Annotated in this window: 18 protein-coding genes; 14 read left to right on the top strand and 4 right to left on the bottom strand. The window is 47.5% G+C overall.

The annotated features are described in order from the left end of the window. Positions 1 to 36: 36 nt before the first annotated feature. Positions 37 to 900 carry a glycosyltransferase gene (locus ACH2BK_RS03700; RefSeq protein ID WP_395002139.1) on the bottom strand — a complete coding sequence of 288 codons (864 nt, stop codon included), beginning with the start codon at positions 898 to 900 and terminating at the stop codon, positions 37 to 39. Positions 901 to 1,293: 393 nt separating this feature from the next. Here ACH2BK_RS03700 and ACH2BK_RS03705 point away from each other — a divergent pair, with 393 nt between their 5' ends. From ACH2BK_RS03705 to ACH2BK_RS03765, 13 genes are all read left to right on the top strand, one after another. Then, positions 1,294 to 2,346: a GDP-L-fucose synthase family protein gene (locus ACH2BK_RS03705; RefSeq protein WP_395002140.1), complete on the top strand. Its 1,053-nt coding sequence runs from the start codon at positions 1,294 to 1,296 to the stop codon at positions 2,344 to 2,346. Continuing rightward, positions 2,343 to 3,140: a glutamate 5-kinase gene (gene proB, locus ACH2BK_RS03710; RefSeq protein ID WP_395002141.1), complete on the top strand. Its 798-nt coding sequence runs from the start codon at positions 2,343 to 2,345 to the stop codon at positions 3,138 to 3,140. The genes ACH2BK_RS03705 and proB overlap by 4 nt, the downstream gene beginning before the upstream one ends. 9 nt (positions 3,141 to 3,149) lie before the next feature. After that, on the top strand, positions 3,150 to 4,073 hold the full coding sequence (locus tag ACH2BK_RS03715; RefSeq protein ID WP_395002142.1) for a methionyl-tRNA formyltransferase: 924 nt from the start codon (positions 3,150 to 3,152) through the stop codon (positions 4,071 to 4,073). A 227-nt stretch (positions 4,074 to 4,300) separates the two neighbouring features. Continuing rightward, positions 4,301 to 4,720 (top strand): preprotein translocase subunit SecG, encoded by a 420-nt coding sequence (secG, locus tag ACH2BK_RS03720; protein ID WP_394995026.1) that lies wholly within the window; start codon positions 4,301 to 4,303, stop codon positions 4,718 to 4,720. Between the two features lie 18 nt (positions 4,721 to 4,738). Then, the gene (gene frr / locus ACH2BK_RS03725; RefSeq protein WP_394995030.1) at positions 4,739 to 5,305 is read left to right on the top strand and encodes a ribosome recycling factor; all 567 of its coding nucleotides are present in this window, start codon (positions 4,739 to 4,741) and stop codon (positions 5,303 to 5,305) included. Between the two features lie 5 nt (positions 5,306 to 5,310). After that, the gene (gene thrS / locus ACH2BK_RS03730; protein WP_395002143.1) at positions 5,311 to 7,131 is read left to right on the top strand and encodes a threonine--tRNA ligase; all 1,821 of its coding nucleotides are present in this window, start codon (positions 5,311 to 5,313) and stop codon (positions 7,129 to 7,131) included. Then, entirely contained in the window at positions 7,128 to 7,652 is a 525-nt protein-coding gene (gene infC / locus ACH2BK_RS03735; protein ID WP_395002144.1) for a translation initiation factor IF-3, read from the top strand. Before thrS ends, infC begins: the two co-directional genes overlap by 4 nt. A gap of 197 nt (positions 7,653 to 7,849) precedes the next feature. Beyond that, a complete protein-coding gene (locus ACH2BK_RS03740) occupies positions 7,850 to 8,998 on the top strand; it encodes a hypothetical protein (RefSeq protein WP_395002145.1) in 1,149 nt (382 codons plus the stop codon). A 52-nt stretch (positions 8,999 to 9,050) separates the two neighbouring features. Then, positions 9,051 to 9,245, top strand: a complete 195-nt coding sequence (gene rpmI / locus ACH2BK_RS03745; protein ID WP_394995042.1) for a 50S ribosomal protein L35 — start codon at positions 9,051 to 9,053, stop codon at positions 9,243 to 9,245. Positions 9,246 to 9,340: 95 nt separating this feature from the next. After that, a complete protein-coding gene (rplT, locus tag ACH2BK_RS03750) occupies positions 9,341 to 9,688 on the top strand; it encodes a 50S ribosomal protein L20 (RefSeq protein ID WP_394995044.1) in 348 nt (115 codons plus the stop codon). A 149-nt stretch (positions 9,689 to 9,837) separates the two neighbouring features. After that, entirely contained in the window at positions 9,838 to 9,972 is a 135-nt protein-coding gene (locus ACH2BK_RS03755; RefSeq protein WP_394995047.1) for a hypothetical protein, read from the top strand. A gap of 102 nt (positions 9,973 to 10,074) precedes the next feature. Beyond that, a complete protein-coding gene (locus ACH2BK_RS03760; protein WP_395002146.1) occupies positions 10,075 to 10,218 on the top strand; it encodes a hypothetical protein in 144 nt (47 codons plus the stop codon). A gap of 262 nt (positions 10,219 to 10,480) precedes the next feature. After that, positions 10,481 to 11,026 carry an outer membrane beta-barrel protein gene (locus ACH2BK_RS03765; protein ID WP_395002147.1) on the top strand — a complete coding sequence of 182 codons (546 nt, stop codon included), beginning with the start codon at positions 10,481 to 10,483 and terminating at the stop codon, positions 11,024 to 11,026. 85 nt (positions 11,027 to 11,111) lie between these two features. Here ACH2BK_RS03765 and ACH2BK_RS03770 read toward each other — a convergent pair whose 3' ends face one another. The 3 genes from ACH2BK_RS03770 to ACH2BK_RS03780 all read right to left on the bottom strand — a co-directional run bounded on the left by ACH2BK_RS03770 (position 11,112) and on the right by ACH2BK_RS03780 (position 13,859). Beyond that, positions 11,112 to 11,279 (bottom strand): hypothetical protein, encoded by a 168-nt coding sequence (locus ACH2BK_RS03770; RefSeq protein WP_395002148.1) that lies wholly within the window; start codon positions 11,277 to 11,279, stop codon positions 11,112 to 11,114. A 202-nt stretch (positions 11,280 to 11,481) separates the two neighbouring features. After that, positions 11,482 to 13,005, bottom strand: coding sequence for a malate dehydrogenase (quinone) (mqo, locus tag ACH2BK_RS03775; protein ID WP_395002149.1), 1,524 nt, complete (start codon positions 13,003 to 13,005; stop codon positions 11,482 to 11,484). 83 nt (positions 13,006 to 13,088) lie between these two features. Next, positions 13,089 to 13,859 carry a sulfite exporter TauE/SafE family protein gene (locus tag ACH2BK_RS03780; RefSeq protein WP_394995293.1) on the bottom strand — a complete coding sequence of 257 codons (771 nt, stop codon included), beginning with the start codon at positions 13,857 to 13,859 and terminating at the stop codon, positions 13,089 to 13,091. A gap of 287 nt (positions 13,860 to 14,146) precedes the next feature. Between ACH2BK_RS03780 and ACH2BK_RS03785 the strand changes: the two genes are divergently transcribed. Beyond that, positions 14,147 to 14,956 carry a J domain-containing protein gene (locus ACH2BK_RS03785; protein WP_394995054.1) on the top strand — a complete coding sequence of 270 codons (810 nt, stop codon included), beginning with the start codon at positions 14,147 to 14,149 and terminating at the stop codon, positions 14,954 to 14,956. Positions 14,957 to 15,014: the final 58 nt, after the last annotated feature.

Below are 15,014 nucleotides of genomic sequence, written 5' to 3' on the forward strand. Positions count from 1 at the left end.
AGATTCACAGCAAAGCTGCTCTAAAACAGCACTTCCTCAAAAGCCCTGCGTGCGCGCTCTAATATCAAAGCCCTTAGCGATATTTAGGGACTTAGATTCTAATGCCTCTCTGCGCGCGCTATCCTCATAGAGGCGGTGCATAGCATCTGCCAAGCTCTGCGCGTCTTTGGAAGCGAAAAACTCCGCACACTCGCCAAGCTCAGAATCTATAAGTATCTCCTTGCTTGTGGGGATATCGCTTGCGATGATTGCCTTGCCCAGCACGCAAGATTCTGCTAGCACCAGCCCATAGCCCTCATAGTAGCTTGTGAGCATACAGACATCACACGCTTTCATATACGGGTAAGGATTTGTTTGGAATCCCAAAAACTTGACATTGCCAACCCCTTGAGATTGTATGCGCTCAAGCAGCTCTCTTTTATACCGCTCGCCCTCGCCTATGAGCCAAATATCATACTCTAGCCCCTCCTTTTGGAGTATCGCGTTTGCATCTAGGAGCGTCTCTAGCCCCTTTTGGTGCGTGAGCCTCCCCACTTGACAAAAGCTAAATCGCTTCTTTTCCACCTGCCTTACTTGCGCCTTTGCCCTGATAGATTCTGTATTGATGGGATTGTGGATTACCACGATATGTTTGTGTGCTAGCTCTGGATAGAGGCGCAGGAGCGATTCTCTCACATAGTGCGACACGCAGATGAGTGAATCTAGCGCGAGATACGCTGCTAGCTCCGCCTCATCACGCACGCCATCGCGTATCTCCCAAAGCGATATGTGGATATAGCCGATTTTTTTGCCGCCATTTTTTTGCGAGATATATATCGTGCTAATGCCCTCCAAAAAGCCGATATTGACATCATAATGTTGCGGGACAAAGCGATTGAGAAGCTTTGGGTTTTTGAGCACGCGCCGCTTCCAAAATTTGTTTAAAAACCGCACTTTGCCAAAAATATGAGGGAAGCTAAAGACTTTGTGCAGATGCTCCTCGCATCAAGCGAGATACACATCTTGGCGTTTTCTCTCTATTAGGAATAAATCAATATCTCTTTTAGGATCTAATTCCCCCCCCCCGAAAGCGCGCTATGCTCCCAAGATTGAAAAAAATCCACCAGCACTCTCTCAGCTCCGCCACCGCCGATACCAAGCATACATACCAAAATCTTCATCACCACTCCTTAGGGCATAATCTCCCCGCGCATATTTCCTAAAAACCCTTTAAGAAACCCTAAACCCATAAGCAAACCTTAGCCAAACTTTGGCTACAATGCGCCCCCATTTCACTTGCGCAAAAGGACAACTATGCAAACAGATTCTAGGATTTTTGTCGCGGGGCACAGGGGACTCGTGGGCTCGAGCATACTGCGCGTTTTGCAAGAGCGCGGCTATTCTAATCTCCTCACTAAAACCCACCAAGAGCTAGATTTGAGCGATTTTGGGGCGGTGGAGAGATTTTTTAGCTCACACAAGCCAGAGTATGTGATCCTCGCAGCTGCCAAAGTCGGCGGGATCGCAGCAAACAACGAGTATCGCGCGGACTTCATCTATGAGAATCTCGCTATCCAAAACAATGTGATCTTCCACGCCCACAAGCACAACGCTAAAAAGCTCCTTTTCCTAGGCAGCTCGTGTATCTATCCCAAAAACGCCCCCCAACCCATCACAGAATCTTCCCTCCTCACCAGCGAACTAGAATACACCAACGAACCCTACGCCATCGCTAAAATCGCGGGGCTTAAAATGTGCGAGAGCTTCGCACTCCAATATGGTTGCAATTTTCTAAGTGTGATGCCAACCAATCTCTATGGCGATAATGACAACTTCAACCTCCACACCTCCCACGTCCTCCCCGCACTCCTACGCAAAATCCACCTAGCCAAGCTCCTCGCACAAGGCGAGTATGAATCTGTGCAACGCGATGTGGGCTTAAGTGGGAGTGAGCTAGAGGAGTTTTTGGCGCGTTTTGGGATCAGCGCACAAAGCGTGCAGATATGGGGCAGTGGCAAGCCGCGCAGGGAGTTTCTCCACGCGCTAGATATGGCGAGGGCGTGCGTGTATGTGATGGAGCACATAGACTTTGAGAATGTGCGTGGGAGCGCGGCAGAGGTGCGCAACACCCACATAAATATCGGCTATGGCAGCGATGTGAGTATCGCTGAGCTCGCGCAGATGATTAAAACCATCGTGGGCTTTGAGGGCGAGCTAGTCTTTGATAGCACCAAGCCCGATGGCACTTACCAAAAGCTAATGGACTCAAGCAAGATCCAAGCACTCGGCTGGCAGCCCACTATCGATTTAGAATCTGGCATAGCGAGCGTGTATGCCCACTATCTCAAGAGCTATGGGGGCAAGTGATGAAACCAAAAATCGTGCTCAAAGTCGGGAGCTCCAATATCTCCAATGGACAGAGAATCGATGAGGACAAAATCGCTGCTATCGCAAGGCTCATTAGCGAGCTACGCGCGCGCTATGATGTCCTGCTCGTGAGCTCTGGCGCGGTGGCTAGTGGCTACACACGCCTCAAAATCGATAAATCCCTCCTGCCCAACAAACAAGCCCTCGCAAGTATCGGGCAGCCACTACTTATGCAAACCTACCGCACACGATTCCAAAAATATGGCATAGAAGTCTCACAAATCCTACTCACCCAAAACAACTTTGATTCGCGCACGCAAACGCAATGCGCCAAGGACTGTATCGATACGCTCCTAGCACATAGCATTTTGCCCATCATCAACGAAAACGACTCCACTGCGCTTACGGAATTTGTGGGCGATAACGATCGTCTAAGCGCGTATGTGGCGCATTATTTTGGCGCGCAGCTGCTTGTGATTTTGAGCGATATTGATGGGTATTTTGACAAAAATCCCGCGCTAGATTCTAATGCCAAGATACGCCCGCAAGTAGAGCGCATAGATCCAGCAGAGCTAGAAGCCCCACACACGCCAAATGCGAGCTTTGCTACCGGCGGGATTGTTACTAAGCTTATGGCGGCGCATTTCCTACTGAAACGCGACAAGGCGATGTTTCTCACTAATGGCAACAATCTCGAGGTGTTGCGCGCCCTGCTTTTGGAGGGCAGACAGACTAGCGGCACGCTTTTTGGGACACTGCCAGAGGCGATTTGCGCGCTAGATTCTGTGCGCTAGGATTTGGCGATGAGAATCTTGCTTGCTGGCACACCGCACTTTGCCAAAGTCGCCTTTCAAACCCTCCTCCAAGCCGAGCAAAAAGACACGAGGCTAGAGCCCATCGGACTCCTTACCCAACCCGATAGAATCTTTGGGCGCAAAAAAGAGCTCAAAGCCCCGGAGACAAAGGAGTTTTTCCGCGCACAATTCCCTAGCCTCCCTATCTTTCAGCCCGAGCGCATAGATTGTGAAACCATAGAATCTATCAAAGCCCTAAAGCCCGATATAATCGTCGTCGTGGCGTTTGGACAGATCCTGCCACAGGCATTTTTAGATATCGCACCGTGTGTGAATCTCCACGCCTCAATTTTGCCGCATTTGCGCGGGGCTAGCCCGATACAGGAGATGATCCTCTCACAACCGCGATTTTTTGGCGTGAGCGTAATGCAAATGGAATTGGGGCTAGATTGCGGCGCGGTGCTAGGCGTGGGCTATGTGCCAAATAATGGCGAAAATTTAGAGAATCTAAGCGAGATCCTCGCCAAAAAGGGCGCGCAGGTGCTCCTAGGCGTGCTCAAGCGCGCCCAAATCCTCGCGCCACTGCCCCAAAGCCACGCAGATTCTACCTACTGCACCAAAATCACGCGCCAAGATGGGCTCATCACCCTGCACGACGCACAGGAAGTCTATCGCAAATACCTTGCGTATTATGGCTGGCCCAGCGTGTTTTTAGAATCTGGCTTGAAACTCACGCGTATTTTGGGCTTTGTGCCACAGGGGGCGCATAGAGCCGGAGAGATTTTACAAATCCTCCCACAAAGCGCGCTCATAGGCTGCAATCAGGGCTATCTGGAAGTGGCTAGCGTGCAACCACCTAATAAAAAGGAAATGCCAATCACTGCCTATCTTTTGGGCGCGCGACTGCAAAAGGGGCAATGCCTAGAGGGATAGGCTGCGTGGGATAGAGTGCGGTAATAATTAAAGAGATATAAGCGAGATTAAGGCAAGGCTCAAAGCGGGATATAAAGCAAGGCTAAGAGATGCAAAATCTTTGGCAAAATCCTTGACAAACGCCCCTTTTATTGTCCCATTTTATGAGTTTTAAAGATTTTTTTGCTAGAATTGTGCCTCATTTTGTGCATTTTAGATTGAAATTTTGAACTTAAATTGGAGCGATGATGGCGACGACCCTACTTGCGATTCAGATTGTTTTAACCCTACTCATCACTATCGTAGTTTTGTTACAAAAAAGCTCGAGTATCGGGCTTGGCGCATACAGCGGGAGCAACGAAAGCATGTTTGGTGCCAAGGGACCATCGGGATTTTTGGCTAAAGCCACGATGGTTTTGGGATTTTTGTTTTTAGTCAATACCATCGCACTTGGCTATATGTATAACCGCCAAACAAGCGTGGTGGATAGAATCCAACTCCCCGCCAAAGGCGACTCCACCCTCGCCCCACTACCCACCCAACCCACTAGCGGAGCGCAGAATCCACTAGATTCACAAAACCAATTAAAGGTGCAGGAGGGGAACAATCCCTTCAGCTCTAGCGTGCCCGCCGCACCGAGCGCACCCGCAACCACAGACAACAAATAAGCCACCCAAAGGAATGCAATGAACGAAGAGATACAAAAGATTTTGCAACACACCAAAGAAAATATGGACAAATCCCTCCAAGCCTTGAAAAGAGAATTTTCCCTTTTGCGCAGTGGGAGGGTTTCAAGCGCGATGGTGGATTCTATCAAAGCCGATTATTACGACACGCCTACACCACTTAGCCAAATGGCGTCTATTATGGTGCAAGACGCCTCTAGTATCCTCATCACGCCGTGGGATAAAACCCTGCTAAAAAATATCGAGCGCGCCCTGCAGGAAGCCAATATCGGTGCCACTCCCAACAACGACGGAGAGGCTATACGCCTGCACTTCCCCCCTATGACAAAAGAGCAGCGTATAGAAATCACTAAAGAAGCCAAGGCTATGGCAGAAAAGGGACGCGTAGCCATACGCAATATCCGCCAAGACGCCAACAACCACCTAAAAAAACTTGAAAAAGCCAAAACCATCACAGAGGACGAGAGCAAAAAATCCCAAGATAGCGTCCAAAAACTCACTGATGAGTTTGTCAAAAAGATTGATGAGACGCTAAAAAGCAAAGAAGATGAGATACTAAAGGTTTAGATTCTATGAGCAAAACCCTAATTGGCAAAAAAATCGACAACCACATCTACGATCTCTGCACGATTGAGCAAAACGCCCTAAGTGGCGGGGAGCCAATCTATCTCGATAATAGTGAAGATTCACTAGAGATTTTGCGCCACTCCTGCGCACACCTTATGGCGCAAGCGATCAAAGCCCTCTATCCAGAAGCGCAGTTTTTTGTCGGTCCCGTGGTAGAAGAGGGATTTTATTATGACTTTAAAATCACACACAAGATTGGCGAGGAGGATCTCCCCATTATAGAATCTAAAATGAGAGAAATCGCCCAAAAAGCCTACCCTATCGAAAAATACACCACCACACGCGCCTTAGCGCAAGAAAAATTCGCCGATGATGAGCTAAAGCTTGCGGTGATGAGCAGGATTAATGGGGATAGCTTTAGCTTCTACACACAGGGGGATTTTGAAGATCTCTGTCGTGGTCCCCACCTCCCAAACACAAAGTTCTTAGAGCACTTCAAGCTTACCAAAATCGCAGGGGCGTATCTAGGCGGCGATGAAAACGCCCAAATGCTCACCAGAATCTATGGCATAGCCTTTAGCACCAAAGACGCGCTTAAAGACTATCTTTTTCAAATCGAGGAAGCCAAAAAGCGCGATCATAGGAAGATTGGACAGGAAATGGGGCTTTTTAGCTTTGATGAGGAGATTGGTGCGGGGTTGCCCCTGTGGCTACCCAAAGGAGCGCGCCTACGACGCAATATCGAAAATCTCCTCACCAAAGCCCTTATCGAGCGTGATTATGAGCCCGTGCGAGGACCAGAGATCCTCAAAAGTGATGTGTGGAAAAAAAGCGGGCATTATGAGAATTACAAAGAAAATATGTATTTTACCCTCATCGATGAGCAGGAATACGGCATCAAGCCGATGAACTGCGTGGGGCATATCAAAGTCTATCAGAGCAGCCCTAGGAGCTATCGTGAGCTGCCGCTGCGCTTTTATGAGTATGGCGTGGTGCATAGACACGAGAAAAGTGGCGTATTGCACGGGCTTTTGCGCGTGCGGGAATTTACCCAAGATGATGCGCATATCTTCTGCACCCCCGCACAGATTAAAGGCGAAGTGCATAATATCATCGCCTTTACCAAAAACATTATGGATCTCTTTGGCTTTAGCTACGAGATGGAGCTCTCCACGCGCCCCAAAAAGTCCATCGGGAGCGATGAAGTGTGGGAGAGTGCGACAGATTCTCTACGCCAATCTCTAGAGCAAAACCACATCAATTACCGCATAGATGAGGGTGGCGGGGCGTTTTATGGACCAAAGATTGATATTAAGATTACCGACGCGCTCAAGCGCAAATGGCAGTGCGGCACAATCCAAATCGATATGAATCTCCCAAGTCGCTTTGCACTTAGCTACACAGACGAGCACAACAGCGCGCAAATGCCCGTGATGATCCACAGAGCGATTTTAGGGAGCTTTGAGCGATTTATCGCGATTTTGACAGAGCACTTTGGCGGGGAGTTCCCGCTCTTTGTCGCGCCTACACAGGCATGCCTCATACCCATCACAGACGCCCAAATCCCCTATGCCAAAGCCCTGCGTGAGAAGCTCATCACACAAAGCGGAGCGTATGCCGAGATTTTGGACAAAAATGAAACACTAAGCAAAAAAATCAGAATCGCTGAAAAGCAGCACACGCCGCTCATCGTAGTCCTAGGCGAGAAAGAAATGCAGAGCAAGATTCTAGCCATTCGCGATCGCACCAAGCGCGAGCAATACAGTCTAAGCGAGGAGGAATTTATCGCAATGCTACATACCAAAATAAGTGAGGTTCGTATTTGAGCAAAGAAGAAGTATTACTAAATGAGGCGATAAACCTCAAGGAAGTGCGTTGTGTGGGCGATGATGGGCAAGTGTATGGCGTGATGAGCTCAAGGGAGGCGTTAGAAATCGCCGTGCGAGAGGATTTGGATCTCGTGCTTATATCGCCTAACGCCAATCCGCCCGTGTGCAAGATTATGGATTATGGCAAATTCCGCTACCATCAGGAAAAACGCCAAAAGGAAGCCAAAAAGAACCAAAAACAAATCGAGATTAAAGAAATCAAGCTCTCCACGCAGATCGCGCAAAACGACATTAATTACAAAGTAAAACACGCTATACAATTTTTAGAATCTGGCAAGCACGTGCGCTTTAGAGTGTTTCTCAAGCAGCGCGAGCTAAGTATCCCCAATGCGGGCAGAGACACGCTAAACAAAATCGCACCAATGCTTGAAGAAGTCGCGGTAGCGGAGAAAGAGCCAAAGCTGGAGGGACGCTATCTCAATGTGCTCTATATCCCCAAAAAGCACGAGAAAAAATAAAGTCAAAAGAGATGGGGCTCTTAAAGAGGCTATAAAATAATGCTATATATTGCCCCCCCCCCCGAGAGAGGAATTCTAGCGCATACGAGCTAGCCCTCCGTCGCTTCGAGGAGCAAAACTTCAGCGCGTTTTCCCGCGCCCATATCCCACCAAACTGCGTGCTGCTCGTAGAATACTCTCCATCTCATGGGGAAGTTTTGTGCGCTTTGGTGCGCTATATGCTCGAGCTTGGCTACCGAGTCGATGTGCTGCTACACACGCAGCTCTTTTTGGACAATGCCCTAAAACTTGGCTTTGATGATAGGGTGAGAGCCTTTGCCACGAGCCCGGTACATATCGAGATACTTTTAGGCAGCGCGCAGGTTGAGGCTTATGAATTTGCCTTTTTCAACACCCTTGTAATCTACCAAATCCCACCACTTTCACTCCCCCACTTTATCCCGTGTCGCCAACCCAAAAACGGCTTTTGCGCCATAGATCACAACGCAACACTGCAATATAAGAGAATCTTACCCACACAGCGCATCTTTTCGCTCCTACCAAACACCTTTTACCCACACTTCCTCAACGCGCATTTTTTTGGCACGCACTCACACGCCAAAAATCTCGAGGATTCCACACACCCCACACACGATGAATGCAATGCACACCCCAAGAGCTCCGAGAATCCACACCCCACACACGACGAGCCTACTAGATTCCTCATCGCCGGGCGTTTGAGCAAAGATCTCTCACCACTCCTAAAGCTCTTTGGGCGACTAGCACACACGCATACCGCCTTTAGCCTCACCATCGTGGGGAGCTACGATAAGAGCCTCTATGATACACACAATCTAGGGGATCGCCTGCGCTTCACAGGTTATGTGAGCTATGACACGCTCTATGCCCACGCTCGCCAATCCCACTTTATCCTCCCTCTCCTTGATGCGAGCAACCCACATCACGACAGGTATTTGTATGATTTTTCCGGCAGTTTGGGGCTAAGCTATGGCTTTGGGATTATCCCCATTATCCACTCCAAATTCGCCTCGCACTTTTTGCTAACCCAAGAAAACGCGCTCATCTATGATGATGATAGTTTGTTTGAATCTCTGCGCCAAGCCCTCGATATGCCCAAATCCCGCATACAAGGCAAATCCCAAGCCCTGCGCACACTCGCTAGCAGGCTGCACGCACAATCCCTAGAGCACATCGCCCAAGCCCTCCAAACCCCTTGCCCACCGATACGCTACACGCTCACATCGCGCATTAGGGCATTCCTTAGACAGAGATATTTTAGGCTTAGGCGTCGCGGCAAACTCCTCTATCTCCTGTGCAAAAGTTTCCTAGCACAAAAGCGAAGTTAAAGCCAAAAGTGAGTAGAATTGCGGGCTTTTAATTACACGAAAGGAGAGAGTGATGCCAAAGATGAAGACAAATCGCGGTGCGGCTAAGCGTTTTAAGCTCAAGAAAAACGCCATCAAGCGTGGCAGTGCTTTTAAAAGTCATATCCTGACTAAGAAAAGTCCAAAGCGCAAAGCAAACCTCAACGCGCCGCACTATGTGCATAAGAGCAATGTCGATTCTGTCAAAAGCCTGCTTTGTATGGCGTAGCGCAGAATCTATGAAACTCCCCTAAGCACACGCGTGCGACAGGGCAAGGAGAGCCACAGGCTCACACCTATTAAGACAAAGGTAAAGGAGAAAATATGAGAGTAAAGACAGGCGTTGTCAGACGCAGACGACACAAAAAGATTCTAAAACTAGCGCGAGGCTTTTATAGCGGACGTCGCAAGCACTTCCGAAAGGCAAAAGAGCAGCTAGAGCGCAGTATGTATTATGCGTTCCGCGACAGGAAGCGCAAGAAGCGAGACTTTAGACGCCTATGGATCACCCGTATCAATGCGGCTTGTAGGAGTAATGGCGTGAGCTACTCGAAGTTTATGCACGCGCTCAAGCTCGCCAATATCGAGCTCGATAGAAAAGTCCTAGCCGATATGGCGATGAATGATACTCCAAGCTTCCAAGCGATATTAAAAAGCACAAAGCTCATCTAGCTTTCCCACCACGCGAGCTTTGCACCCCGCAGGGCTCGCACACCCTCTTAGCACACCCACAAACAGCGCGCAATCCCAAAATTCCCAAAAACTCAGAATCTAGCCTCCACAAAATTCCACACAAATCCACAAGCACAAATCTCGTCCTATTGAGCGGAGCAAAATCTTTAGATTCTAAAGCCATTACAGAATCTATCGCCAAAAAATCCAATCAAGATTCATACAAGCAAGGTTTAGAATCTAAGGAATTGCAGAATCTAGCCCAACAGAATCCAAAGCTTTAGAATCTAGCGTGATAGATTTAGAATCTAGTGAGATTTCAGAGTTGCATTCAGAATCTAAAACAGATTCACAAGTTGCCACTTCAAAAAAACTTGTGCGAGGCTTTGCCAAATAGCAATAATGTGCGCGATAGCGCAAGCCTATTGCGCCATTTTGCAACGCAAAAATCACATACAATCAATTCAGTGTGCGGCGTTCCTGACGCGCTCACACTAAGAGATTCTATAAACTTGCTAGAAAAGCAGTGAGCGCGTAAGCGGAGCGTAGTGGCAATCCACTTGCCACGAGCGGTAATAAGTTTTTGCTAAAGCAAAAACTTGCATTAAATATAGAATCTAAGACAGATTTAGATTCTAAAAAATCACGCAAGATTCTCACAAAATGCCTCTTTTTAAGTTTCTTATAAGGGGGGGGGATAGAACGGCGAGGTTTTTATTTTTTGGATTTTGTGGAGTTAATTCAGGGATTTAAAAGATAAGGCGACAATTTAACTAAGGAGTTTTGAGTGTAATGACTACCGAATCGACTTTTAACGATACAGTGTCAAACAATACCTCTATCCTCACAAACAAGGTAGCGAGTGTGGGTAACCTCCGCTATGGACTTATGGGTGGGTATAAGTGGTTTTTTAGCGAGGGCTTTGGGCTAAGAGCGTATCTCCAAGTCAATAATGGGACAAATTACTCTCCACAAAGAGATCTTCATGTAAGTATCAGCACCCTTAATGTGATGGCCAATGTCGATGCGCTCTATAATTTTTATACGAGCGAATCGAGCTCTGCAGGACTTTTTGCTGGTCTTTCATTTGGCTATGCGATCCACTATGGTAAGGCAGTCGATGGGCTAACTGCTGGCGGGCTCAAAAATCCTTCAGGCTTTGATATGGGGATAAACTTTGGTCTTAGGACGATTTTTGCCAAAAACCACGGCGTGGAGTTTTTTAGCCGATTTGGTGTGATTGGTGCGAGTGCGACAGGCGATCAAGGTGGCACCGAAACAAAAATGTCAATCCTCCAACCCTATGCCTTTGGTGCGCGCTATACTTACAATTTCTAGTTATCCCACACAATGCCTCTTTTGGGGGCATTGTCTCGGGCGTTGCTCTTTGGTGGGGCATTATCCCTTCTTTTGAGACTACCTCTTATCTTTTGAAAGTATTGGCTATTGACAACTGCCCACTAGATTCTAAGTTTTTCTTGAGGTTGTGAATCTGCTTAAATTCTGTAAATACCCCAGATTCTGAATCTATTTGGGTTGAATTTCTGTTAAATTCTTTTGGGCTTGGGTTATATTGCCTAGATTGTATCATTGCTCGTTTTTGGAGTCTTCTTAGATTCTATATACAACTTTATGCACACAAGCAGTGGAGCGCAAAGAGAGGGGAGGGCACTCCGCGCACAGCAAGCAAATCTCACAGCGGTGCCAAATCCCGCCACATTACCTTGCTCACACTCTTATTCGCACTAGCTTGCTCACTTGTCTCATCTGCATTTCCCACCCGGATTCTAAGATCAAATCTCTACAAAAGGGATTTGCAAGGCTTGAGCGGTTTGGGCACGTTGATGATTGAAGCTAGCGATATTTTGCTCTAAGGTGTTTTGGTATGAGGGCACCATCTCTTTAATCTTGTCATAATGCGTTTGTATCTCTGAAGCGAAGCATTTTTCTAGCACTTCGAGGATCACATCTACCGAGATAGAAGCTCCCGGCGATGCGCCAAGCACCGCCGCGAGAGATTTGTCAGCTGAGACGACAACCTCTGTGCCAAACTCTAGGAAGCCTCTGCCTTGGGCATTTTTCTTGATAATCTGCACCCTCTGCCCCGCGATTTTGAGCTCCCAATCCTCCTGCCTCGCGCTAGGCATATAAAATTCCAGCTTGTCCATACGCCCGTTTTTGCCCAAAAAGATTTGGCGCACGAGATAGGCAGTGAGTGGGATATTATCAAGCCCAGCTTGCAGCATTGGCAGGAAGTTATTTAGCCGCACAGAGAGCGGGAAATCTAGCAAGCTGCCGTATTTGAGAAAGCGTGTATTAAAACTCGCATAGGGTCCAAACATCAGCTCCTTTTTGCCATCGATGATACGCGTATCTAGGTGTGGCACGGACATAGGTGGATCGCCCACAGAGGCTTTGCCATAGACTTTTGTCGCGTGCTTGTCGATGAGCTCTTTATTATTACACGCTAGCCACAAGCCGCTCACGGGGAATCCTGCGTATCCCCTCCCCTCGGGTATCGCGCTTTTTTGCAGTAGTGGGAATGCCCCGCCGCCAGCACCCAAAAAGACAAAGCGCGCCTGCACTCTTTTATGCACATCGTTTTTGGTATCGATGACTTTGAGCTCCCAGCCTTGGGAAGAGCGATTGATATCAGCGACTTTGTGCGAGAGAAAAATCCCCACTCCCTCTTTTTTGGCTAAATTGGCTCTAAGTTGGGTAACAATCGCGCCAAAATTCACATCACTCCCGCCGTCCATAAAAGTCGCCGCCACGGGCTGATTGGGATCGCGTCCTTCCATAACGAGCGGCGCCCATTGTGCGATTTGCTCTCTGTCTTGGGAGAATAGCATATGCGCATAGAGGGGCGATTGGCGCAGTGCCTCAAATCTGTCTTTTAAAAAGGTAACATTAGAATCTGCGACAAAGCTTAGGTGCGGCAGAGGATTGATAAAGCTCTGTGGTGCATCAAGGAGATTGTTTCTGACGCAATACGCCCAAAATTCTTTGCTAAGTTCAAATTGTTGGTTTATTTTGAGGGCTTTTGAGATATTGATGGTGCCGTCTTTTTGGCGTGGTGTGTAGTTGAGCTCGCAGAGGGCTTGGTGCCCTGTCCCTGCGTTGTTCCACGCCATACTGCTTTCTAAGCCTACATCATCAAGCATTTCATAGATTTGGATTTGTAAAGATGGTTGGAGTTCTTTGAGAATTGTGGCGAGGGTGAAGCTCATAATGCCACCGCCAATGAGTGCGATCTGCGTTTGTTCGTTCATCATTATCTCCCTAACTTTTTTGGTTTGGCCTAATAATTTATACAAAAAGTTGTTTATTTAGGTTAATAAAACCTAAATTTTGTGTAAAGAATTTACAAAAAGTAAAAAATGGGGCATACGCACCAAAATCACTCAAACACAATCACGCACAGCTTATACACGCTCGCACAGAGCGAGAATGCGTAAATCCCAATAAGCGCGTATCGGTGGTTTGTGAGGCTTGTAAGATCAATAAGCTTAGTGCCAATAGCCACGCCAATTGTCGCAAAACCCCCTACGATGAGCCCTGTGCGCAAGTCGATGAGATCTTGGGAATACAGCGAGAGTGAGCCGGAGATAGAGGCAAAGATGATAAAAAAAAGCGAGATGGGCACGACTTTTTTAGAATCTAAGCCTAAAAAATACGCCAGAAGCGGACCGATGATAAGTCCTCCGCCGATACCCAGCGAGATGGCAAACACGCCCGTGAGTGCCCCCACGCCAATCATCACGAGCTTTTGCTCCCTAGGATTTTTGATAGGCGGGTTGGGGTTGGCAGTGGTTTTGGTGTTGAACACATATTTTTTGAAACTCACAAAGGTAAGGAGGATAAAGAGCAGGAGCAAAATCGTGCTATGGATATTTGCGACGATAAGCCCGCTAAAGCTCGCACCAATCAGCCCGCCTAAACCCACATAAAACCCCGCTTGCAAATCAAGCTTTTTGCGCCAGATATTAAGCACACTCCCAAAGACTGAGGAAAAAATCATCTGCACAATAGAAATCCCTATGGCATACTCCATACCGATACCAAAAAACAGCAGACAGGGCACGATGATCACACCTCCGCCGATACCAAAAAACCCAGCGGCAATGCCACTAACAAAGCCAATGAGCGCGAATACGCCCTCTTGTATCATAGAATCCACCTTATAGCCTCCTTATGCGCCGCACACTCGCGCTTCTCCCGCAGTGGCGCAAAGTCACTAGGGTAGCACACTAATGCTTAAAATTGTGGCGAGGCAGAGCGTGTGGGCGGGTGCTTTGTGGAATGGGTGCATAGTTTTTACACAGCGGCGAGATTGCGGGCGGCTTGTGGGTTAAAAATCTTTGTTCTCAGTCGATTTATATTATACTTTAAGCCAAAGCAAAGGTGGAATTTTGTTTGCTTTAGCCTAAGCAGTCTAATCCAGAGAGTTCGCATAAGATGAATGTAGCACTAAATGAGAGATATATCCAAATTACCGTTGAAGACGACAATGCGTTCTTGCACAAAGCCATCGCGTATGCGGAGAAGTATTTTTCTAAAAGCTATCGACTCTCTCGCACAGTGCTTATTTTAGACGATGGCGAGAGGTTTAAAAAAAATTATCTTATCAATTGGGCATATCACGCGTGCCTCCAAAACGATCAAAACGCTCACAATCACGAAATGCAGGATTTGGAGTATTTGCTAGACTTTACCTATCTGCCTATCCGTATCAAAATCGTGGGCAAAAACTCGCTTGTGGAGCGCGTGAAAATCTCGCTCCGTATCCTTAATGGCAAGCGCGTAATGCTCAAAATGAGCAAATCCAACGCCACTGCGCGACGCTACATCGCCAATCTTTTTGATGAATATTATATGGGCTGCGATCGTGATGAGATTTATTTAGACAGCACCAAGCCCTATTTTTGGGACAATATCATCAATCTCGTGAGCTTTAAAGTCATCCATAATGTGATTTTGGATTTTGATTATGAGAGCTTTAGAAACCGCGGCGGTATGGGTGGATTTGGCGATAGTTTCCTCACAGAGCAGGAGCGGGAGCTGCGCCATAGCTATATGATTTTAGAATCCCATTATCAAGATGATTTTGAAGTGGTAAAAAAGCGTTATTTGCAACTTGCCAAGGAATACCACCCCGATAATGTTTTTGGGCAAGATTCTGAAGTTATCGAGAGCTACAACGAGCGCTTTAGAACCATACAAGAGGCGTATGAGAAAATCCGCAACACGCTAAAAATCGCCTCGTAGATTCTGGATATTAATAATGCAATTTTGCTTGTAGCAAAATTGTTATCGCTCGTGTGGA

It is taken from the genome of uncultured Helicobacter sp. (genome assembly GCF_949282165.1).
Lineage (GTDB): Bacteria > Campylobacterota > Campylobacteria > Campylobacterales > Helicobacteraceae > Helicobacter_F.

Excerpts from the sequence above, each read along its gene's own strand:
- ACH2BK_RS03765 (WP_395002147.1), top strand. The coding sequence starts at position 10,481 with ATGACTACCGAATCGACTTTTAACGATACAGTGTCAAACAATACCTCT.
- rpmI (WP_394995042.1), top strand. The coding sequence starts at position 9,051 with ATGCCAAAGATGAAGACAAATCGCGGTGCGGCTAAGCGTTTTAAGCTC.
- ACH2BK_RS03715 (WP_395002142.1), top strand. The coding sequence starts at position 3,150 with ATGAGAATCTTGCTTGCTGGCACACCGCACTTTGCCAAAGTCGCCTTT.
- ACH2BK_RS03770 (WP_395002148.1), bottom strand. The coding sequence starts at position 11,279 with ATGATACAATCTAGGCAATATAACCCAAGCCCAAAAGAATTTAACAGA.
- ACH2BK_RS03785 (WP_394995054.1), top strand. The coding sequence starts at position 14,147 with ATGAATGTAGCACTAAATGAGAGATATATCCAAATTACCGTTGAAGAC.
- ACH2BK_RS03705 (WP_395002140.1), top strand. The coding sequence starts at position 1,294 with ATGCAAACAGATTCTAGGATTTTTGTCGCGGGGCACAGGGGACTCGTG.
- thrS (WP_395002143.1), top strand. The coding sequence starts at position 5,311 with ATGAGCAAAACCCTAATTGGCAAAAAAATCGACAACCACATCTACGAT.
- rplT (WP_394995044.1), top strand. The coding sequence starts at position 9,341 with ATGAGAGTAAAGACAGGCGTTGTCAGACGCAGACGACACAAAAAGATT.
- ACH2BK_RS03780 (WP_394995293.1), bottom strand. The coding sequence starts at position 13,859 with ATGATACAAGAGGGCGTATTCGCGCTCATTGGCTTTGTTAGTGGCATT.
- secG (WP_394995026.1), top strand. The coding sequence starts at position 4,301 with ATGGCGACGACCCTACTTGCGATTCAGATTGTTTTAACCCTACTCATC.
- frr (WP_394995030.1), top strand. The coding sequence starts at position 4,739 with ATGAACGAAGAGATACAAAAGATTTTGCAACACACCAAAGAAAATATG.